Genomic DNA, 17,304 nt, shown 5'->3' on the forward strand with positions numbered 1-17,304 from the left:
AGGCTTACGCCATGGACATCTCTGGAAGCAGCGCGTTTTATTCGGGGCTGAGCACCATTCAGACCGGGCAGAACCGTGTCGACCAGGCCGCCGGCAAAATCGCCAGCGCCGCGACCAACCAGCCCTCGGATGCACAGGTTGACCGTCTTCGCGCCAACGACCGTGCCCAACCTTCGAACTCGGCCAGCAATATGGTCGAGATGGCCGAAGGCAAGTTTCAAGTGGAGCTGGGCGCAAAAGTCGCGAAGGCTTCGGATGAAATGCTCGGTACGTTGATCGATACCTACGCTTAAACCCCTTTTTTCCGTCGCCCCGGCTCTTGTGTGGGAGGGGGCTTGCTCCCGATGACAGAGTGTCAGTCAACATCTTGATCGACTGATACACCGCCATCGGGAGCAAGCCCCCTCCCACATTTGTTACAGGGTGTCCTGTCGAACTTCTACACTCCCTTTGCTGTGGCTCCTCGCCGCAAGCGTCCCCGTGTGCGCCATTAATCTGCGTCATGACAAACGGCGTCTTGACATCCCCAGGTCGTAAACGTATGTTTCAAACACCTGTTTGACCGCCATAACAAATCCACGCGGTTGTTCATTCCAGATACATCAGCAGAGGTTTATCGCTATGCCTGACTACAAGGCCCCCTTGCGTGATATTCGCTTCGTTCGTGACGAACTGCTTGGCTATGAAGCGCACTATCAGAGCCTGCCGGCTTGCCAGGACGCTACTCCGGACATGGTTGACGCCATCCTTGAAGAAGGCGCCAAATTCTGTGAGCAAGTGCTGGCCCCGTTGAACCGCGTGGGTGACATCGAAGGCTGCACCTGGAGTGAGTCAGGCGTTAAAACCCCTACTGGTTTCAAAGAAGCCTACAAACAATTCGTCGAAGGTGGCTGGCCAAGCCTGGCCCACGATGTGGAGCACGGTGGCCAAGGCCTGCCGGAATCCCTGGGCCTGGCGGTCAGCGAAATGGTTGGCGCGGCCAACTGGTCGTGGGGCATGTACCCAGGCCTGTCCCACGGTGCGATGAACACCATCTCCGAGCACGGCACCCCCGAGCAGCAAGACGCTTACCTGACCAAACTGGTGTCGGGCGAATGGACCGGCACCATGTGCCTGACCGAACCGCACTGTGGCACCGACCTGGGCATGCTGCGCACCAAGGCCGAGCCTCAGGCCGATGGTTCCTACAAAGTCTCCGGCACCAAGATCTTCATCTCGGCCGGTGAACACGACATGGCCGACAACATCGTCCACATCGTACTGGCCCGCCTGCCGGATGCACCGGCGGGCACCAAAGGCATCTCGCTGTTTATCGTGCCGAAGTTCCTGCCCAACGCCGATGGTTCGGTGGGTGAGCGCAACGCGGTGACCTGTGGCTCCCTGGAACACAAGATGGGTATTCACGGCAACGCCACCTGCGTGATGAACTTCGACGCGGCCACCGGTTTCCTGATCGGCCCGGCGAACAAAGGCCTGAACTGCATGTTCACCTTTATGAACACCGCTCGCCTGGGCACCGCCCTGCAAGGCCTGTCCCACGCCGAGATCGGCTTCCAGGGCGGCTTGAAATACGCTCGCGACCGCCTGCAAATGCGCTCCCTGACCGGGCCGAAAGCGCCGGACAAAGCCGCTGACCCGATCATCGTGCATCCAGACGTGCGCCGCATGCTGCTGACCATGAAAGCCTTCGCCGAAGGCAACCGTGCGATGGTGTACTTCACCGCCAAGCAAGTGGACATCGTCAAGTACGGCACCGACGACGAAGCCAAGAAGCAAGCCGATGGCCTGCTGGCCTTCATGACCCCAATCGCCAAGGCGTTCATGACCGAAGTCGGTTTTGAATCCGCCAACCACGGCGTACAGATCTACGGTGGCCACGGCTTTATCGCCGAGTGGGGCATGGAGCAGAACGTTCGCGACAGCCGCATTTCGATGCTGTACGAAGGCACCACCGGCATCCAGGCCCTGGACCTGCTGGGCCGTAAAGTGCTGATGACCCAAGGCGAAGCGCTCAAAGGCTTCACCAAGATCGTGCACAAGTTCTGCCAGGCCAACGAAGGTAACGAAGCGGTCAAAGAGTTCGTCGCACCGTTGGCTGCACTGAACAAAGAGTGGGGCGAGTTGACCATGAAGGTTGGCATGGCCGCGATGAAAGACCGTGAAGAAGTCGGTGCCGCTTCGGTGGATTACCTGATGTACTCCGGTTACGCGTGCCTGGCGTACTTCTGGGCCGACATGGCGCGCCTGGCTGCCGAAAAACTGGCCGCCGGCACCACTGAAGAGGCGTTCTACACCGCCAAGTTGCAGACTGCGCGCTTCTACTTCCAGCGCATTCTGCCGCGTACCCAGACCCATAAGGCCACCATGCTGTCGGGCGCCAATAACCTGATGGACATGAAAGAAGAAGACTTCGGCCTGGCTTACTAAGCCAACCGGGTTCGCTTCCAGAGCCGCCGCTTCTTGCCAGAAGCGGCGGCTTTTTTGTGGGTGATGAAAAAACCGCAGTACAGCGCTCAGGGATTGCCGCTAGCTGCCGTTACAGTGATGGCAATGTGATACATGCGTGCCAGGTTGTGCTTAACTGTCTGCATAAAGGCACAGTGCCATCATTTTTTTGCGGGTCGGAGTTTTACCCTTGTCACGCGTGTCCGCTGTACGGTTCAGTCATTTCCTCCCTTCGTTGCTGCTTTTGCTGGCCGGGCTCTCGGCTGCGTACGTCAAGGATCTCAACGTCTTCTTCACCTCGCTGTTCAACGTGTTGCCGACCCTGGTGCTGTTGCTCGGCGGCTCGTATTGCGCGGTGTATCGGCGCCAGCGTGAGCTGTTCTTGATGATCACGGTGTACATCGCCTACTTTCTGCTCGACACCCAGACCGACTTCTACCGCGACAACGGCCGCGTGCGCGAAGACGCCGCCGTGGTGTTCCACCTGTGCTGCCTGCTGCTGCCGCTGTTGTTCAGCATCTATGGGATGTGGCAGGAAAAAACCCACCTGTTCCGCGACTTCGTCGCACGCTGTGCGGTGCTGTTCGCCGTCGGCAGCGTGGCGCTGGCGCTGGAGCAAAGTTATCCCCAGGCGCTGTTGAACTGGTTGGCAGAGATTCGCTGGCCGGCGCTGCATGGCACTTGGATGAGCCTGATCCAATTGTCGTACCCGATGTTCCTGATCGGTTTTGTGATCCTGGCGGCGCAGTACTGGTACCAGCCACGTCCGCTGCATGCGGCGCAGTTGGTGGGGTTGTTGGGGATGTTCTGGATGTTGCCGCAAACCTTCATCCTGCCGTTTACCCTCAACATCATGTGCAGCCAGGTGATGCTGATGATCGCTGCTGGCGTGGCCCACGAGGCTTATCAAATGGCCTTCCGCGACGAACTGACCGGCTTGCCGGGGCGGCGTGCGTTGAACGAACGCACGCAGCGGCTGGGGCGCAATTACGTACTGGCGATGACCGACGTCGACCACTTCAAGCGCTTCAACGACACCCATGGCCACGACGTGGGCGACCAGGTGTTGCGCCTGGTGGCGAGCAAGCTGGCCAAGGTCAACGGCGGCGGACGTGCCTACCGTTACGGTGGTGAGGAGTTCGCCGTGGTATTCGCCGGCAAGACCCTGGATGAGTGCATGCCGCACCTGGAAGAGATCCGCGAGATCATCGCCAACTACGACATCAAGCTGCGCAACCCGGACCGCCCGCAGGACGATCAGCAAGGCCGTCAGCGCCGGGCGGGCAGCGGTGCGACCAGCGTGTCGGTTACCGTCAGTATTGGCGTGGCCGAGCGCCAAGCCGAACAACGTACCCCCGAAGAAGTGCTTAAATCTGCCGACCAGGCGTTGTACGCCGCCAAAGGCGCGGGGCGCAACTGCGTGGTGGCGGCCGGGCAAACCCGGCGTGGCGCGGTGCGCATGGAAAGCGCTGCCGGTTGAGTAATGGCGCTGTATTCAGCAGCGCTACAGTGATTGTCCAGGCGCGTTGCCGGCAGTAGGTTGAAGCCATCTGCTGCCGGAGACATTGCCATGCCTGACTACAAAGCTCCTCTGCGCGACATGCGCTTTCTGATCGATAACGTATTTGATTTCCACGGTCACTACGCTGCGCTGGGGGCGACAGACGCCAGCCCGGACATGGTCAGCGCGATCCTCGAAGAAGGCGCGAAGTTCTGCGAAAACGTGCTGTCACCGCTGAACCGCAGCGGCGATGAAGAGGGCTGCCATTTCGACAACGGCGTGGTCACCACGCCCAAGGGCTTCAAGGAAGCCTTCGCCCAATACGTCGAAGGCGGCTGGCACGGCGTGGCAGCCGACCCGGCCTACGGCGGCCAAGGCTTGCCGCAGTCCCTGGGCCTGGTGCTGAGTGAGATGATCGGCTCCAGCAACACGTCCTGGGGTATGTACCCGGGCCTCACCCATGGTGCGATGTCGGCGATCCACGCCCACGGCACTGCCGAGCAGAAAGACACGTTTCTGCGCAAACTCACCGCGGGCGAATGGACCGGTACCATGTGCCTCACCGAAGCCCATTGCGGCACCGACCTGGGCCTGATCAAGACCCGCGCCGTGCCCCAGGCAGACGGCAGTTATGCGGTCACTGGCAGCAAGATCTTCATCTCGGCTGGCGAGCACGACATGAGCGCCAACATCATCCACTTGGTACTGGCCAAACTGCCGGACGCGCCAGCGGGCACCAAGGGGATCTCGCTGTTTATCGTGCCCAAGTTCCACGCCGATTCCGGTGAGCGCAACGCGGTGCACTGCGGCTCCATCGAACACAAGATGGGCATCAAGGCGTCGGCCACCTGCGTGCTGAACTTCGACGGGGCCAAGGGCTTCCTGATCGGCGAGGCCAACAAAGGCCTCAACTGTATGTTCACCATGATGAACCACGCGCGCCTGGGCACCGGCATGCAGGGGTTGTGCAACGGTGAGGCGAGCTTCCAGGGCGCGATCAAATACGCCAACGACCGCCTGCAAATGCGCTCGCTGACCGGCGCCAAGGCCCCGGAAAAAGCCGCCGACCCGATCATCGTGCACCCCGATGTGCGGCGCATGTTGCTGACCATGAAAGCCTTCAACGAGGGCAACCGGGCACTGACCTATTTCACCGCGCAGTTGCTTGATACCGCACACCTGAGCAGTGACGCCGCCGCACGCCAGGAGGCCGAAGACCTGTTGGCGTTCCTCACGCCCATCTGCAAAGCCTTTATGACCGACACGGGCCTTGAGGTGACCAACCACGGCATGCAGATATTCGGCGGCCACGGTTACATTCGTGAATGGGGCATGGAGCAACTGGCCCGCGATGCGCGGATTGCGCCGATCTACGAAGGTACCAACGGCATCCAAGCCCTCGACCTGCTGGGCCGCAAGGTGCTGGGCAGCCAGGGCAAGTTGCTGCGCGGCTTTACCAAGATTGTGCATAAGTTCTGTGGGGCGAACGCCGAGCATCCGCAGCTCAAGGCTTATGTGGCGCAACTCAATCAACTGAATGGGGAATGGGGCGAACTGACCACCAAGGTCGGCACGGCGGCCATGAAAAACCCCGATGAGGTCGGCGCAGCGGCTGTGGATTACTTGATGTACAGCGGCTACGTGGTGCTCGCCTACCTATGGTTGCGCATGGCGATCGCTGCCCTTGAACAAGGAGATGCCGACTTCACCAAGGCCAAGTTGGCCACGTGCGAGTTCTACTTCAAGCGCCTGTTGCCACGTACCGCCACGCACCGCGCTGCGGTAGAAGCGGGCAGCGAATGCCTGATGAGTCTGGCGGCGGAGGCATTTGCCTTGTGATGACTTAAAAATACCAATCAGTCACAAGTGGACCCTATGTGTCTGAAAAGTTGTTCGGGTACACTCGGAGCCTGTAAAACCGACACCTACCGAATTACTTTTCACGTTCTCACGAGGTTTGCCATGGCTGATTACAAAGCGCCGCTGCGTGATATGCGCTTCGTCCTCAACGAAGTCTTTGAGGTTGCCAACACTTGGGCCCAATTGCCGGCATTGGCAGACACCGTTGACGCCGAAACCGTAGAGGCCATCCTCGAAGAAGCCGGCAAGGTCACCGCCAAGTCCATCGCCCCGATCAGCTGCGGTGGCGATGAACAAGGCTGCCGTTGGGAAGACACGGCAGTGTTTACTCCGGATGGTTATCCACAGGCCTACAAAACCTACGCCGAAGGTGGCTGGGTGGGTGTCGGCGGTGATCCGGTGTTTGGCGGCATGGGCATGCCCAAGGCGGTGTCGGCCCAGGTTGAAGAGATGATCAACTCGTCGAGCCTGGCGTTCGGCCTGTACCCGATGTTGACGTCTGGCGCTTGCGTGTCGATCAACACTCACGCCAGTGAAGAGCTTAAGGCCACTTACCTGCCGAAGATGTATTCCGGCGAGTGGGCCGGCTCCATGTGCCTGACCGAGGCCCACGCCGGGACTGACCTTGGGATTATCCGGACCAAGGCCGAGCCGCAAGCGGACGGCTCCTACACGATCAGCGGCACCAAGATCTTTATCACCGGTGGCGAGCACGACCTCACCGACAACATCATCCACCTGGTGCTGGCCAAGCTGCCGGATGCGCCGGCCGGTCCCAAGGGCATCTCTTTGTTCCTGGTGCCCAAGTTTATGGTCAATGCCGATGGCAGCCTGGGCGCACGCAATTTGGTGAGCTGTGGCTCTATCGAACACAAGATGGGTATCCAGGCATCCGCTACCTGCGTGATGAATTTCGATGGCGCCGTGGGTTACCTGGTGGGCGAGCCGAACCGTGGTTTGGCGGCGATGTTCACCATGATGAACTACGAGCGTCTGGGGGTGGGTATCCAGGGGCTGGCGTCGGGCGAGCGCTCGTACCAGAACGCGATTGAATATGCGCGTGACCGTCTGCAAAGCCGCTCGCCGCTGGGTGCTCAGGCTAAAGACAAGGTTGCCGACCCGATCATCGTGCACCCCGATGTGCGGCGCATGCTGCTGACCATGAAGGCGGCGAACGAAGGCGGCCGTGCATTTTCCACCTACGTCGCCACGCAACTGGATATCGCCAAGTTCAGCGACGACGCTGCTGCCCGCGAACGTGCGGATAACCTGGTGGCGTTGTTGACCCCGGTGGCCAAGGCGTTCTTGAGCGACCTGGGGTTGGAAACCACGGTGTTGGGCCAGCAAGTGTTTGGCGGCCACGGTTACATCCGCGAGTGGGGCCAAGAGCAGTTGGTGCGTGATGTGCGTATCACCCAGATCTACGAAGGCACCAATGGCATTCAGGCGCTGGACTTGATGGGGCGCAAGATTGTCGGCAGTGGGGGGGCGTTCTACACCCTGTTCGCCGATGAGATCCGCCAGTTCATTGCCTCGGCGGGTGCCGAGTTGGCTGAGTTCACCAAGCCGTTGAGCGCTGCGGTGGATAACCTGGATGAATTGACTGCGTGGGTGTTGGACCGCGCCAAGACCAATCCGAATGAAATCGGTGCGGCGTCGGTGGAGTATCTGCATGCATTTGGATACATGGCCTACGCCTACATGTGGGCGCGTATGGCCAAGGCGGCGCTGGGCAAAGAGGCCGAGGAAGACTTCTATGCCAGTAAGCTGGGCACGGCGCGCTTCTACTTTGCCCGCCTGCTGCCGCGTATTCACTCGTTGAGCGCGTCGGTAAAAGCCGGTAGTGAATCGCTGTTTTTGCTGGATGAAGCCCTGTTCTAAGGGCGGGGAGGGCGTGTAAGCATTCTCTTACATGACGTGCTGCTAATCGTCCTCTATCGCCAAATTGGATCCACAGATAATCTACTTCACATGGACGTCGCGCAGGAAGCGCAAAGCAACAACACGGACACGTAGGATTCTGCCAGGACGGCGGAGTGAAATGGATGTCAGGGAAACAGTCTGCAAAGCCCCGCTTCGGCGGGGTTTTCTTTTGCCCGCGAAAAAGTCAGGCGGTCGCCTGCGGGGCATTCATCACGTCTTCCAGCAAGGTGCGCAGCAACGCCACCGTCGCCTGCTGGCGCTGCACATCGCGACATACCAACCCCACTTTGAGCGGCACCCTGGGTTCACTCAAGGGTTTCCACAGCAGCGCCTTGCTGTTGTGTTCGTCCTGGGAGCGCCCCGGCAGCACAGTGGCTAGCTTGGTATGGGGCAGGCTGTCGAGAATCCCCACCATGGTATTGAGCTCGGCCTGCACTTGCGGACGCCGCCCGAGGTTGGACAACTGGCCCTGCCAGATTTGCCTGACCTGAAACTCTTCCCCCAGCAGCAACATCGGCAATTCGGCAGCCTGCTTCAGCGAAACTTTCTTGAATTCCCGTAGGGGATGGTCTTCGGGGATGACGACCTTCAACTCATCTTCATACAGCAACACACCATGCAGCCCCGGTTGGCGTGGCGGCAAGTAGCTGATGCCGATGTCCAGCGAGCCATTCAGCAAGCGCCGCTCAATCTCCAGCCCGGTCAATTCGTAGATCTGCACCACCAAGTGCGGCTGAGCCTTGCGCACGCGTTCGAGCATTTGTGGGACCAGACTGGTGTGCACCGTTTGCAGCACGCCGATGGCCAAGGTGCGCATTGCCTGGCCCTTGAAGTTACGCAGCGCTTCGACTGCGTGCTGCATGCCGTCGATCAGCGGCAGGGCGTGGTTGTACAGCGTGTGCGCGGCGAGGGTGGGCAGCAGGCGTTTGCTGCTGCGCTCGAACAGGCTCACATCCAGGTTCTGCTCCAGTTGGCGGATCTGCTGGGACAGCGCCGGTTGGGAGATCGACAGGCGCTCTGCGGCACGGCCAACGTGGCCTTCCTCATACACCGCGACGAAATAACGCAGTTGCTTAAAATCCATAAGGTTTGCTTATCGAAAAAGCTGGAAAATCGAAATGGCCGACGGCCCCCGAGGCGCCTAGTCTAGCGCCTATTCGTGGGGCTTACAGGGCCAGATCGGGCAATGAACAGCGTTTATGTTGATAGCGTTTACATAGGCAAGGCAAAAAACCTCAAGGCCGTGTTGGCTTGTCGCACCGACCAAGGTCAGGTTGCTATTGGAGGTGAGCTGTGAATCTGTTCTGCCGCCCTACGCCGAGCCTGGACGATCTGATTCTGGAGCCTGCCAGCAGTAACCCTTCCAGCGAATCCCTGATGCCCTCCGTTGCGCGGCCGCCTCAAGTCTTTGTACGCGGCCAGGGCTCCTGGCTGTGGGACAGCGATGAGCGTGCCTACCTGGATTTCAGCCAAGGCAACGCCGCCAACAGCCTGGGCCACAGCCCACAGGTGTTGATCAAAGCCCTGGCCGACCAGACCCAAGCGCTGATCAACCCTGGCAATGGGTTGTATAACCGCGCTCAACTCAACCTCGCCGAACGCCTGTGCCATCGCACTGGCAGCGACCAGGCGTACCTGCTCAACAGTGGCGCGGAAGCCTGTGAAGCCGCGATCAAGCTGGCACGCAAGTGGGGCCAGCGGTATCGCGGCGGCGCCTATCGCATCATCAGCGCCAGCGCTGGTAACCACGGGCGCAGTTTTGCCGCCATGTCGGCGTCGGCAGGGGGGCCGCAAAACCGCTTTGAGCCGCAATTGCCGGGTTTCAGTCATGTGCCGTTCAACGACCTGCCGGCCCTGCACGCTGCAGTCGATGCACAGACCGTCGCAATCCTGCTCGAACCGATCCAAGGCGAAGCGGGTGTGATTCCAGCCACCGAGCACTACCTCAAAGGGGTTGAGCGGCTATGCCGCGAGCTGGGCATCCTGTTGATCCTCGATGAAGTCCAAACCGGCATCGGCCGTTGCGGCACCTTGCTTGCCGAACAGCAATACGGCGTACGCGCCGACATCATCACCCTGGGCAAAGGCCTGGGGGGCGGTGTGCCGTTGGCGGCGCTGCTGGCGCGGGGCAAGGCCTGCTGTTTCGAAGTCGGCGAGCTGGAAGGTACCCATCACGGCAATGCGCTGATGGCCTCGGCCGGTCTGGCGGTGCTCGATACGGTGCTGGACGGAGGCTTTATGGAGCACGTCCGTGAGTCCGGCCTTTATCTCGGCGAAGGGCTTGCCCGCCTGGCGTACCGCTACGACCACGGGCAACTGCGCGGCCAGGGCCTGATGTGGGGCCTTACGCTGTCGGATGATTCTGCCGATGCAGTGGTAAAAGCAGCGCTGCACGAAGGCTTGATCCTCAATGCCCCGCAACCCAACTGCCTGCGCTTCACCCCAGCGCTGACGGTGAGCAAAAGCAATATCGACGAAATGCTCCTGCGCCTGGCGCGCGCCTTCTCCCGCGTGCGCACCGCACAACTGCAATGCCGCAAGGGCATTGCCGTTTAACCCATATTTTCTGAACCGTCTCGCGGTATACGCGGCGCCTCCGGCCTGATTCTTTTGGTTGGGGGCGTTTTTTTGTGTGCGCAACAACGGATGGCTCAACGCCAGATCCCACTGAACCCTCACGAACCCCCAAGGTCGATTAGCTACACGGCTCACACGAGCCGATTTTCTGGAGCTGACCCCATGGACTTCATTCGTATCATCATCGCCATTCTGTTGCCGCCACTGGGTGTGTTCCTGCAAGTAGGTTTCGCCGGCGCGTTCTGGCTGAACATCCTGCTGACCCTGTGCGGCTACATCCCCGGTATCGTGCACGCGGTGTACATCATCGCCAAACGCTAAAGCGGTCAGCCTTTGGCGATGAGCCGTGAATTACGCTCATTGCGAAAGGCCAGTTGCTCGATGGTCTGGGTGGCGTGCTCGGCTTCCTCCCGCGCTTTAAGGATGATGCCGTGCTGCTCGGACTTGCTGCACACCGGGTCGGCATTGCTCGCATCCCCTGTGAGCATGAAGGCCTGACAGCGGCAGCCGCCGAAGTCTTTCTCTTTTTCATCGCATGAACGGCACGGCTCGGGCATCCAGTCGTAGCCGCGAAAGCGGTTGAAGCCAAACGAGTCGTACCAAATGTGCTGCATGCTGTGGTCGCGCACATTGGGAAACTGCACTGGCATCTGTCGGGCGCCGTGACAGGGCAGGGCGGTGCCGTCTGGCGTGACTGTCAGAAAGATGCTGCCCCAGCCATTCATGCAGGCTTTGGGACGTTCCTCGTAGTAGTCCGGGGTGACGAAGATCAGCTTGCACGGATGCCCTTCGGCTTCCAGCTTGGCGCGGTATTCATTGGTGATGCGTTCGGCGCGCACCAACTGTTCCTTGGTCGGCAGCAAACCCACACGATTGAGCTGCGCCCAGCCGTAGAACTGGCAGGTGGCGAGCTCAACAAAGTCTGCCTCCAACGCGATGCACAGCTCGATGATGCGGTCGATCTTGTCGATATTGTGCCGATGGGTCACGAAGTTCAGCACCATCGGGTAGCCGTGGGCCTTCACCGCCCGGGCCATTTCCAACTTTTGCGCGAAGGCTTTTTTCGAGCCAGCCAGCAGGTTGTTCACCTGCTCGTCGCTGGCCTGGAAGCTGATCTGGATATGGTCCAGGCCGGCCTTCTTGAAGTCGCTGATCTTCTGCTCGGTGAGGCCGATGCCGGAGGTGATCAGGTTGGTGTAGAACCCCAGTTTGCGCGCCTCGGCGATCAGTTCGGCGAGGTCCTGGCGCACCAACGGCTCGCCGCCGGAGAAGCCCAGTTGCGCGGCGCCCATTTCCCGCGCTTCGCGAAACACCTTGAACCACTGCTCGGTGCTCAGCTCCTTGCCCTGCTCGGCAAAATCCAGCGGGTTGGAGCAATACGGGCATTGCAACGGGCAGCGGTAGGTCAGCTCGGCGAGCAACCACAGTGGCAAGCCAATTGGCGGTTTTTCAGGCAAGGGTAATCCAGTGCTCTGCACGGGCGACCTCCATGAATTGCTCGATGTCGTCACCCAGCTCAGGCACGCCGGGAAACTGCTTATCCAGCTCGGCGATGATCGCGGCTACGTCACGCTCACCGTCGATCAAGCCGCCGATCAGCGCGGCGCTGTCGTTGAGCTTGATCATGCCTTCGGGGTAGAGCAACACGTGGCCCTTCTGCGCAGGTTCGTACTGGTAGCGATAGCCCTGGCGCCAGGTGGGTTTTTTGCTGCGATCAAAGCTCATAGGGGGATCCCTTTATGCCACACCCGCTGGTCGGTCACGCTGTGATACGGCGGGCGTTTGAGTTCGTAGGCCATGCTCATGGCGTCCAGCATGCTCCACAAAATATCCAGTTTGAACTGGAGAATTTCCAGCATGCGCTCCTGGCCTTCGCGGGTGGTGTAGTGCTGCAGGGTGATTGCCAGGCCGTGTTCCACATCACGGCGGGCTTGGCCCAGGCGGGTACGGAAATATTCGTAGCCGGCCGGGTCGATCCACGGGTAATGCTGCGGCCAGCTGTCGAGGCGCGACTGATGGATTTGCGGCGCGAACAGTTCGGTCAGCGAGCTGCTGGCGGCTTCTTGCCAACTGGCTCGACGTGCGAAGTTGACGTAGGCATCCACCGCAAAACGCACGCCGGGCAACACCAGTTCCTGGGAGCGCAGTTGGTCCGGGTCAAGGCCAACCGCTTGGCCCAGGCGCAGCCAGGCTTCAATACCGCCGTCTTCACCGGGGGCGCCGTCATGGTCGAGCAGGCGCTGGATCCACTCGCGGCGGATCTCGCGGTCAGGGCAGTTGGCCAGGATCGCGGCGTCTTTCAGGGGGATGTTCACCTGATAGTAGAAACGGTTGGCGACCCAGCCCTGGATCTGCTCGCGGGTGGCGCGGCCTTCGTACATCGCCACGTGGTACGGGTGATGGATATGGTAGAAGGCGCCCTTGGCCAGCAGGGCGGCTTCGAATTCTTCAGTGTTCATCGGCCGATCAGCCATATGAGATCCCCTGTAGGAGCGAGCTTGCTCGCGAAGGTCGTTAACGATGACGCGATGTTTCTGGGTGAACGCGTTGTTCTTGGGTTTTTCGCGGGCAAGCCCGCTCCTACAGTTCAATGCTCATGCCGTCGTAAGCCACTTCGACATTGCGCCGCACCAATTCCGCTCGCTCGGGGGAGTCTTCATCGAGGATCGGGTTGGTGTTGTTGATGTGGATAAGCACTTTGCGCTGCTCGGGCAACTGTTCCAGCACTTCGAGCATGCCGCCGGGGCCGTTTTGCGCCAGGTGGCCCATTTCGCGACCGGTGCGGGTGCCGACGCCACGGCGCTGCATTTCGTCGTCGTCCCACATCGTGCCGTCCACCAGCAGGCAGTCGCTGCCGGCCATGATTTCAAGCAACGGCGCGTCGACTTTGCCCAGGCCTGGGGCGTAGAACAGTTTGCCGCCGGTGCGCAGGTCTTCGACGATCAGGCCGATGTTGTCGCCCGGGTGCGGGTCGAAGCGGTGCGGCGAGTAGGGTGGGGCGGCGCTTCGCAATGGCAGCGGCGTGAAGCGCAGGTTGGGGCAGGCCGGGATGGTGAAGCTGGTGTCCAGCTCGATGCGGTTCCAGGCCAGGCCGCCGTTCCAGTGGGTGAGCATGGTGAACAGCGGGAAACCGGTGCTCAGGTCTTCATGGACCATGTCGGTGCACCACACTTGGTGCGGGCAGCCTTCGCGCAGGCTCAGCAGGCCGGTGGTGTGGTCGATCTGGCTGTCCATCAGGATGATCGCGCTGATGCCGGTATCCCGCAGTGCGCGGCCCGGTTGCATCGGCGCGAAGCTTTGCAGTTGCGCGCGAATATCCGGCGAGGCGTTGCACAGTACCCAATTCACGCCATCGTCGGAGATCGCGATGGACGACTGGGTGCGCGCATGGGCCCGCAGGCTGCCATCACGAAAACCCGCGCAGTTCACGCAGTTGCAGTTCCACTGCGGGAAACCACCGCCGGCGGCGGAACCTAGAATCTGGACAAACATGGTCGCTCCATCAAGCAAAGCTCAAAAACTAAAACGCCCCGGGCGGGCCGAGGCGTTGTATTACCCAGCGGATTAACGGCTGGCGAAGTACATGGTGACTTCGAAACCGATACGCAGATCAGTGTAAGCAGGTTTGGACCAGGTCATATTCTTACTCCTACGAAGGGATGGGGCATTCACTACCAAGTAATACATATAGTCCATCTCCGGCAGGAGATGTTCAGGTAGGTGCGTAGGAATAATACTCAGTTCTGGCCGAGATGGCGCTGTCTTGATGGAAAAAGCCTGTTGCAAGGTTGGCAATGATCAGCTTGCCGACTGCCAGGAATCATTCAAGCACGGGCCGTTGGCGACACACTGCCAGCCGCCTGTGGCGTCGTTGAGTAGTTGGGCAGCGCGCTGTATGTCCACGTGTGTGCGGGTTTGGATCAACTGTTCAAGCTCGCCAAGATAGGTCGACGAGTGGCCCGCCAACTGCGCGTGCCAAAGCAGCTCGGCGGCTTGGGCAACCGTAAGCGACTGCCCAGAGAACTGTTGCGCCAAGGCCTGGTTGCCCAGTTCGTCGCTACTGCTGATCAGCGCTGGCAGTTGTCGCAGGAAGGTTTGCAGGTGGTCGAAGATGCCCTCCAGGGACACGCTGGGGGACTGTACGCCAAACAGCAGGCCGGTTTGCCCGTTGATCTGTCGGACGCCGCTGAACACCGCGTAGCCGATCTGTAACTCTACCCGCAGGCGTTGGTAGAACGGTCCCTGGAGAAGATGTCCAAGCAGTCGCCATGCGCCTTCATCCGCCAAGGTTTGGCTGGGCGTCGGGCAAAACAGCAGCAACGCGGCTTCGCTGGAGTCGGTATTCACCTCGTGCCAGATGCGCTGACCACCCGGTGCAGGGCGCTGGGGCTTGATGTTCTCAGGTTGCCCGGGCAGTCGGGCGGCCGCTGTTTTGATCGCGGCTTCAAGCGCGGCGGGAAAGCCCAGCCCCAGGCCATGCCAGCGTGCGCTGGCCCATGAGGCTTCGCCGTTTTGGGCGGTCATTGCCGCGCAGCACGTGGGCAGCGCCTTGAGCAATTCCCGGATGGCAATCATGGGCGTCGAGGTCACAGGCGCCTGCGGCGCCTGATTCAGGCCGTTCGCCAAGGCTTCAAGCACCGCAGGCATGGGTTCGTGCAGGCCGACCATTTTCACCAGCCAATGATTGCCGATAGTGTCGAACGACAATTCAACGCCCGCCTGGTGCGCTTGCTCACGCAACGGTTGCACGGCGCTTTCCAGGCCGCTGGGTGCGAATTGCCATTGCAGGTACAACGCGGCTTCATCGCCATCATTGGCCAGCGTTTGGTTGAAGGCCAGTGCCGATGCGTCCTTGCGCCCCCGTGAACGATCCTGCGCAAAGGTGCGCAAACCCCGATGGGCGCTGGTTTGGCCGCGAATCAAACCGGCACGCTCTTCCTTCACGGCTGGGCGCAGGAATGGGTTGTTCGCCGGTAACTGCCACGTGTGCCGGGAGGGTGGCAGGTGCAAGGCGTCGAGCTGGGTCTTGAGGGCTGCGACGGCTTGATCCGAGAGGTTGTCGTTGTCGCGTCGGGCCAATGCCAGGGCGCCCTGGACCTGTTGTTGACGAGCGCTCAGCAGGGCGAACTCTTCGCGCAGTGAAGTCCAATCACTGTGTGCGAAAAAGCTCAACCAGTCGTGCAGCAATGCCTGGATTTGTGTCGCCGGTTCGTCTTGCGTACCGAGTGTGAAGTCGATATCCAACACCGCTTGCCCCGCGTAGTGATACAGCACGGTTGCTTGCAGCGCAGTGGCCAATTGCCGAGTTTGCAATTGCGCCAGCAGTCCGCCCGGCGCCGAAGCGTTGAGCCAGGTGCACAGAAACGCCAGGGCTTCGGCAGGCGCATCGCAGAGGATGACTTGATGCAAGTGATTGCCCGTGAGGTATTGATAGCCTTGGGCCTGGCCGGGTATCAGCGCCGGTGGCGCGGCTTGTGGGCGGTGAGGCCCGGTGATCAAAGCTTCGCTGAACCGCTGCGCCAAAGCCTCGAGGTCTTTCAGCGACTGCGGGCCGGCCAGGGTCAAGGTCATCTGCCCGCTCTGGTAAAACTGCTGATGAAATTCGCGCAGGGCGTGCTGAAAAGCCTCGCGCTCCACCGGCAAGCTATCGCGGTTGCCGGCATGAAAGCCGCGCAGAGGATGATCCGCCGCCAGCCCTTGCAGCAACGCAACCTGCTGCTGCGCCTTGGCATCCTGGGACCAGGCAATAAACTCCGCATGCAGCACTTCGCGTTCGCGCAGTTGGTCTTCCAGAGTGAGACGCGGGTGGGTCAGCATGTCGGCCAGCCGCTCCAGCCCATCGGAAAACGTCGGCACGGGTAGTTCAAAGAAAAAGTCCGTGGCGCGCTCGCGGGTGCTGGCATTGACCTGGCCACCCTGGCGCTGCACGTAGGTCATCAAGCCCTCGCCTGTAGGAAACCGCTCGGTGCCCAGAAACAGCAGATGCTCCAGGAAATGCGCCAGCCCCGGCCAGGCCAACGGCACGTCATGGCTGCCGGCAGCCACCCGTAACACAGCGGCGCAACGCTTCAAGCGCGGCGCATGACGTAGGGAAACCCGTAGGCCATTGGCCAGGGTCAGGTGAAGGTGATGAGGGTGGGCCGGCGCAGGCATGGGCACTTCCGAAACGTAGGAAGTGCCTATGCTAGCAAACCCGTGGGGTCAGGGCTTGTGCAGTGCGCCGTACAGCTCGGGGCGACGGTCTTGCAGGTAATGATTGGACGCCCGTGCGTCGATGATCGATTGGCGCTCCAATGTGCCGACGATCAAAGCTTCATCCAACCCGGCCTGGGCGATGCGTTGGCCGTTCGGCGCGGCAATACTGCTTTGCCCGCAATACTGAATCTCGCCTTCGTGCCCGCAGTAATTGGCGTACGCCACGTAGCACTGGTTTTCGAAGGCTCGCGCTCGCACGGTGACATCCGCCACAAAGTCGAACGGCACCATATTGGCGGTGGGCACCAGGATCAGCTCGGCACCGGCCAGTGCCAGGCGCCGAGTGTTTTCCGGGAACTCCAGGTCGTAACAGATCAGCAATCCCAGTTTCCAGCCATTGAGCTCCACCAGCGGAAAATCATCGCCCCCGGCACTGAACATCGAATGGTCGAGGTCGCCAAATAGATGGGTCTTGCGGTAGTTGCACAGGCGTTGGCCGAGGGCGTCGATCAATTGCACGGCGTTGTAGATTTGCCCGTCCTCGGCCCGTTCCGGATAGCCGTACAGGATGGCCACGCCAGCACTTTGCGCAACCTGGGCAATCGCCTGCGACGACGGCCCATCCTGCGCTTCGGCCAAGGCGCCAACGGCCTCGGCGCCGATGTTGTAGCCGCTGAGGAACATCTCCGGCAGCACCAGTACATCGGCGCCGGACGCCTCATGCGCCAACTGATGCAGGCGCTTGAGGTTGCCGGCCACATCCAATGGCAGCGGCGGGCATTGGTACAGGGCGACACGCATGG

15 protein-coding genes are annotated in these 17,304 nt (G+C 60.8%); 7 read left to right on the forward strand and 8 right to left on the reverse strand.

Features of this window, described 5'->3' with window-relative positions:
* The first annotated feature begins 11 nt into the window (after positions 1-11).
* The 5 genes from ACLD1Y_RS02730 to ACLD1Y_RS02750 all read left to right on the forward strand — a co-directional run bounded on the left by ACLD1Y_RS02730 (position 12) and on the right by ACLD1Y_RS02750 (position 7,687).
* On the forward strand, positions 12-293 hold the full coding sequence (locus ACLD1Y_RS02730) for a pyrroloquinoline quinone biosynthesis protein PqqE (protein WP_105698178.1): 282 nt from the start codon (positions 12-14) through the stop codon (positions 291-293).
* 328 nt (positions 294-621) lie between these two features.
* Complete coding sequence (locus tag ACLD1Y_RS02735; protein ID WP_135289024.1) at positions 622-2,427, forward strand: phenylacyl-CoA dehydrogenase; 1,806 nt, start codon at positions 622-624, stop codon at positions 2,425-2,427.
* A gap of 208 nt (positions 2,428-2,635) precedes the next feature.
* On the forward strand, positions 2,636-3,925 hold the full coding sequence (locus ACLD1Y_RS02740; protein ID WP_429475215.1) for a diguanylate cyclase: 1,290 nt from the start codon (positions 2,636-2,638) through the stop codon (positions 3,923-3,925).
* Between the two features lie 90 nt (positions 3,926-4,015).
* Positions 4,016-5,785, forward strand: coding sequence for an acyl-CoA dehydrogenase C-terminal domain-containing protein (locus ACLD1Y_RS02745; protein ID WP_429475217.1), 1,770 nt, complete (start codon positions 4,016-4,018; stop codon positions 5,783-5,785).
* Positions 5,786-5,908: 123 nt separating this feature from the next.
* The gene (locus tag ACLD1Y_RS02750; RefSeq protein WP_429475219.1) at positions 5,909-7,687 is read left to right on the forward strand and encodes an acyl-CoA dehydrogenase C-terminal domain-containing protein; all 1,779 of its coding nucleotides are present in this window, start codon (positions 5,909-5,911) and stop codon (positions 7,685-7,687) included.
* A 226-nt stretch (positions 7,688-7,913) separates the two neighbouring features.
* Here the strand turns inward: ACLD1Y_RS02750 and ACLD1Y_RS02755 are convergent, their stop codons facing one another.
* Entirely contained in the window at positions 7,914-8,813 is a 900-nt protein-coding gene (locus ACLD1Y_RS02755; protein WP_429475221.1) for a LysR family transcriptional regulator, read from the reverse strand.
* 209 nt (positions 8,814-9,022) lie between these two features.
* Here ACLD1Y_RS02755 and ACLD1Y_RS02760 point away from each other — a divergent pair, with 209 nt between their 5' ends.
* Complete coding sequence (locus ACLD1Y_RS02760; protein WP_429475223.1) at positions 9,023-10,285, forward strand: aspartate aminotransferase family protein; 1,263 nt, start codon at positions 9,023-9,025, stop codon at positions 10,283-10,285.
* 183 nt (positions 10,286-10,468) lie between these two features.
* Positions 10,469-10,627 carry a YqaE/Pmp3 family membrane protein gene (locus ACLD1Y_RS02765; protein ID WP_007904205.1) on the forward strand — a complete coding sequence of 53 codons (159 nt, stop codon included), beginning with the start codon at positions 10,469-10,471 and terminating at the stop codon, positions 10,625-10,627.
* A 5-nt stretch (positions 10,628-10,632) separates the two neighbouring features.
* Here ACLD1Y_RS02765 and pqqE read toward each other — a convergent pair whose 3' ends face one another.
* From pqqE to ACLD1Y_RS02800, 7 genes are all read right to left on the reverse strand, one after another.
* Positions 10,633-11,763 carry a pyrroloquinoline quinone biosynthesis protein PqqE gene (gene pqqE / locus ACLD1Y_RS02770; protein ID WP_105698171.1) on the reverse strand — a complete coding sequence of 377 codons (1,131 nt, stop codon included), beginning with the start codon at positions 11,761-11,763 and terminating at the stop codon, positions 10,633-10,635.
* Positions 11,756-12,031 carry a pyrroloquinoline quinone biosynthesis peptide chaperone PqqD gene (gene pqqD / locus ACLD1Y_RS02775; protein WP_003194772.1) on the reverse strand — a complete coding sequence of 92 codons (276 nt, stop codon included), beginning with the start codon at positions 12,029-12,031 and terminating at the stop codon, positions 11,756-11,758. The genes pqqE and pqqD overlap by 8 nt, the downstream gene beginning before the upstream one ends.
* Entirely contained in the window at positions 12,028-12,780 is a 753-nt protein-coding gene (gene pqqC, locus ACLD1Y_RS02780) for a pyrroloquinoline-quinone synthase PqqC (RefSeq protein ID WP_429475228.1), read from the reverse strand. The genes pqqD and pqqC overlap by 4 nt, the downstream gene beginning before the upstream one ends.
* A gap of 106 nt (positions 12,781-12,886) precedes the next feature.
* The gene (pqqB, locus tag ACLD1Y_RS02785; protein WP_185709262.1) at positions 12,887-13,798 is read right to left on the reverse strand and encodes a pyrroloquinoline quinone biosynthesis protein PqqB; all 912 of its coding nucleotides are present in this window, start codon (positions 13,796-13,798) and stop codon (positions 12,887-12,889) included.
* 72 nt (positions 13,799-13,870) lie between these two features.
* Entirely contained in the window at positions 13,871-13,945 is a 75-nt protein-coding gene (gene pqqA, locus ACLD1Y_RS02790; RefSeq protein WP_003194766.1) for a pyrroloquinoline quinone precursor peptide PqqA, read from the reverse strand.
* A gap of 159 nt (positions 13,946-14,104) precedes the next feature.
* Positions 14,105-16,459, reverse strand: a complete 2,355-nt coding sequence (gene pqqF, locus ACLD1Y_RS02795) for a pyrroloquinoline quinone biosynthesis protein PqqF (protein WP_429475230.1) — start codon at positions 16,457-16,459, stop codon at positions 14,105-14,107.
* 48 nt (positions 16,460-16,507) lie between these two features.
* Positions 16,508-17,302 (reverse strand): carbon-nitrogen hydrolase family protein, encoded by a 795-nt coding sequence (locus ACLD1Y_RS02800; RefSeq protein ID WP_429475232.1) that lies wholly within the window; start codon positions 17,300-17,302, stop codon positions 16,508-16,510.
* Positions 17,303-17,304 lie beyond the last annotated feature (2 nt).

This window comes from Pseudomonas sp. 18175 (genome assembly GCF_050432925.1).
Lineage (GTDB): Bacteria > Pseudomonadota > Gammaproteobacteria > Pseudomonadales > Pseudomonadaceae > Aquipseudomonas.

What these genes read in the sequence shown, in the direction of transcription:
- pqqD (WP_003194772.1), bottom strand. Translation starts at nt 12,031, where the DNA reads ATGAGCTTTGATCGCAGCAAAAAACCCACCTGGCGCCAGGGCTATCGC.
- pqqB (WP_185709262.1), bottom strand. Translation starts at nt 13,798, where the DNA reads ATGTTTGTCCAGATTCTAGGTTCCGCCGCCGGCGGTGGTTTCCCGCAG.
- ACLD1Y_RS02745 (WP_429475217.1), top strand. Translation starts at nt 4,016, where the DNA reads ATGCCTGACTACAAAGCTCCTCTGCGCGACATGCGCTTTCTGATCGAT.
- ACLD1Y_RS02755 (WP_429475221.1), bottom strand. Translation starts at nt 8,813, where the DNA reads ATGGATTTTAAGCAACTGCGTTATTTCGTCGCGGTGTATGAGGAAGGC.
- ACLD1Y_RS02765 (WP_007904205.1), top strand. Translation starts at nt 10,469, where the DNA reads ATGGACTTCATTCGTATCATCATCGCCATTCTGTTGCCGCCACTGGGT.
- ACLD1Y_RS02800 (WP_429475232.1), bottom strand. Translation starts at nt 17,302, where the DNA reads ATGCGTGTCGCCCTGTACCAATGCCCGCCGCTGCCATTGGATGTGGCC.
- ACLD1Y_RS02750 (WP_429475219.1), top strand. Translation starts at nt 5,909, where the DNA reads ATGGCTGATTACAAAGCGCCGCTGCGTGATATGCGCTTCGTCCTCAAC.
- pqqF (WP_429475230.1), bottom strand. Translation starts at nt 16,459, where the DNA reads ATGCCTGCGCCGGCCCACCCTCATCACCTTCACCTGACCCTGGCCAAT.
- ACLD1Y_RS02735 (WP_135289024.1), top strand. Translation starts at nt 622, where the DNA reads ATGCCTGACTACAAGGCCCCCTTGCGTGATATTCGCTTCGTTCGTGAC.
- ACLD1Y_RS02730 (WP_105698178.1), top strand. Translation starts at nt 12, where the DNA reads ATGGACATCTCTGGAAGCAGCGCGTTTTATTCGGGGCTGAGCACCATT.
- pqqC (WP_429475228.1), bottom strand. Translation starts at nt 12,780, where the DNA reads ATGGCTGATCGGCCGATGAACACTGAAGAATTCGAAGCCGCCCTGCTG.